This is a genomic window from Staphylococcus sp. ZWU0021 (genome assembly GCF_000798895.1).
GTDB classification, from domain to species: domain Bacteria; phylum Bacillota; class Bacilli; order Staphylococcales; family Staphylococcaceae; genus Staphylococcus; species Staphylococcus saprophyticus.
Genome location: NZ_JTLN01000004.1, coordinates 1 through 3,206, shown reverse-complemented (window position 1 = coordinate 3,206; position 3,206 = coordinate 1). Strand labels below are relative to the sequence as shown.

The 3,206-nt window shown below is 48.5% G+C and carries 2 rRNA genes; both read right to left on the bottom strand.

What is annotated here, in order from left to right:
- Positions 1-69: ribosomal RNA gene (gene rrf / locus L987_RS00640) — 5S ribosomal RNA — on the bottom strand; the annotation flags it as partial.
- A 78-nt stretch (positions 70-147) separates the two neighbouring features.
- Positions 148-3,070, bottom strand: a 23S ribosomal RNA gene (locus tag L987_RS00635).
- Positions 3,071-3,206: the final 136 nt, after the last annotated feature.

Here is a 3,206-nt window from a genome sequence, read left to right as displayed (position 1 = left end):
GGCGCTAAGGAGCTTAACTTCTGTGTTCGGCATGGGAACAGGTGTGACCTCCTTGCCATTGTCACCAGACAATGAAATGTATGAAATTATACATTCAAAACTAGATAGTAAGTAAAATATGATTCAACCAAACAAAACATTTAAAATTTGATTAAGTCTTCGATCGATTAGTATTCGTCAGCTGCACATATCGCTATGCTTCCACCTCGAACCTATTAACCTCATCATCTTTGAGGGATCTTATAACCGAAGTTGGGAAATCTCATCTTGAGGGGGGCTTCATGCTTAGATGCTTTCAGCACTTATCCCGTCCATACATAGCTACCCAGCGATGCCGTTGGCACGACAACTGGTACACCAGAGGTATGTCCATCCCGGTCCTCTCGTACTAAGGACAGCTCCTCTCAAATTTCCTACGCCCACGACGGATAGGGACCGAACTGTCTCACGACGTTCTGAACCCAGCTCGCGTACCGCTTTAATGGGCGAACAGCCCAACCCTTGGGACCGACTACAGCCCCAGGATGCGATGAGCCGACATCGAGGTGCCAAACCTCCCCGTCGATGTGAACTCTTGGGGGAGATAAGCCTGTTATCCCCGGGGTAGCTTTTATCCGTTGAGCGATGGCCCTTCCATGCGGAACCACCGGATCACTAAGTCCGTCTTTCGACCCTGCTCGACTTGTAAGTCTCGCAGTCAAGCTTCCTTATGCCTTTACACTCTATGAATGATTTCCAACCATTCTGAGGAAACCTTTGAGCGCCTCCGTTACTCTTTAGGAGGCGACCGCCCCAGTCAAACTGCCCATCTGACACTGTCTCCCACCATGATAAATGGTGCGGGTTAGAAATCCAACACAGCGAGGGTAGTATCCCACCAACGCCTCCACGTAAGCTAGCGCTCACGTATCTCAGGCTCCTACCTATCCTGTACAAGCTGTGCCGAATTTCAATATCAGACTACAGTAAAGCTCCACGGGGTCTTTCCGTCCTGTCGCGGGTAACCTGCATCTTCACAGGTACTATGATTTCACCGAGTCTCTCGTTGAGACAGTGCCCAAATCGTTACGCCTTTCGTGCGGGTCGGAACTTACCCGACAAGGAATTTCGCTACCTTAGGACCGTTATAGTTACGGCCGCCGTTTACTGGGGCTTCGATTCGTAGCTTCGCAGAAGCTAACCACTCCTCTTAACCTTCCAGCACCGGGCAGGCGTCAGCCCCTATACATCACCTTACGGTTTAGCAGAGACCTGTGTTTTTGATAAACAGTCGCTTGGGCCTATTCACTGCGGCTCTCCTGGGCGTTAACCCTAAAGAGCACCCCTTCTCCCGAAGTTACGGGGTCATTTTGCCGAGTTCCTTAACGAGAGTTCGCTCGCTCACCTTAGAATTCTCATCTTGACTACCTGTGTCGGTTTGCGGTACGGGCACCACAATTCTAGCTAGAGGCTTTTCTTGGCAGTGTGAAATCAACGACTCGAGGAAACAATTTCCTCTCCCCATCACAGCTCAATCTTAAGAGTGCCGGATTTGCCTAACACTCAATCTCACTGCTTGGACGTACAATCCAATCGTACGCTTCGCCTATCCTACTGCGTCCCCCCATCGCTTAAAACGAATAATGGTGGTACAGGAATATCAACCTGTTATCCATCGCCTACGCCTATCGGCCTCAGCTTAGGACCCGACTAACCCAGAGCGGACGAGCCTTCCTCTGGAAACCTTAGTCAATCGGTGGACGGGATTCTCACCCGTCTTTCGCTACTCACACCGGCATTCTCACTTCTAAGCGCTCCACATGTCCTTGCGATCATGCTTCAACGCCCTTAGAACGCTCTCCTACCATTGTCCTTACGGACAATCCACAGCTTCGGTAATATGTTTAGCCCCGGTACATTTTCGGCGCAGTGTCACTCGACTAGTGAGCTATTACGCACTCTTTAAATGATGGCTGCTTCTAAGCCAACATCCTAGTTGTCTGGGCAACGCCACATCCTTTTCCACTTAACATATATTTTGGGACCTTAGCTGGTGGTCTGGGCTGTTTCCCTTTCGAACACGGACCTTATCACCCGCGTTCTGACTCCCAAGTTAAATTGATTGGCATTCGGAGTTTGTCTGAATTCGGTAACCCGATAAGGGCCCCTCGTCCAAACAGTGCTCTACCTCCAATAATCATCACTTGAGGCTAGCCCTAAAGCTATTTCGGAGAGAACCAGCTATCTCCAGGTTCGATTGGAATTTCTCCGCTACCCACAACTCATCCGCTCACTTTTCAACGTAAGTCGGTTCGGTCCTCCATTCAGTGTTACCTGAACTTCAACCTGGTCATGGGTAGATCACCTGGTTTCGGGTCTACGACCAAATACTCAACGCCCTATTCAGACTCGCTTTCGCTACGGCTCCACATTCACTGCTTAACCTTGCATCAAATCGTAACTCGCCGGTTCATTCTACAAAAGGCACGCCATCACCCATTAACGGGCTCTGACTACTTGTAAGCACACGGTTTCAAGTTCTATTTCACTCCCCTTCCGGGGTACTTTTCACCTTTCCCTCACGGTACTGGTTCACTATCGGTCACTAGAGAGTATTTAGCCTTGGGAGATGGTCCTCCCAGATTCCGACGGAATTTCTCGTGTTCCGTCGTACTCAGGATCCACTCAAGAGTGAACAAACTTTCGACTACAGGATTATTACCTTCTTTGATTCATCTTTCCAGATGATTCGTCTAGTCTGTTCTTTTGTAACTCCGTATAGAGTGTCCTACAACCCCAACAAGCAAGCTCGTTGGTTTGGGCTCTTCCCGTTTCGCTCGCCGCTACTCAGGGAATCGATTTTTCTTTCTCTTCCTGCGGGTACTAAGATGTTTCAGTTCTCCGCGTCTGCCTTCAGATATGCTATGTATTCACATATCGATAACACGACATAACTCGTGCTGGGTTTCCCCATTCGGAAATCTCTGGATCAAAGCTTACTTACAGCTCCCCAAAGCATATCGTCGTTAGTAACGTCCTTCGTCGGCTTCTAGTGCCAAGGCATCCACCGTGCGCCCTTAATAACTTAATCTTTTTTGACTTTCAACACGAACAAGTCGGTTGAAAACCCAAAATGTTATTAATCTGTGAGTGTTCTTTCGAACACTAGCGATTATTTCTTTTTGAATTCAAAGCTTGTTAAAAAACTCTAATTCACTCGGTTTTGC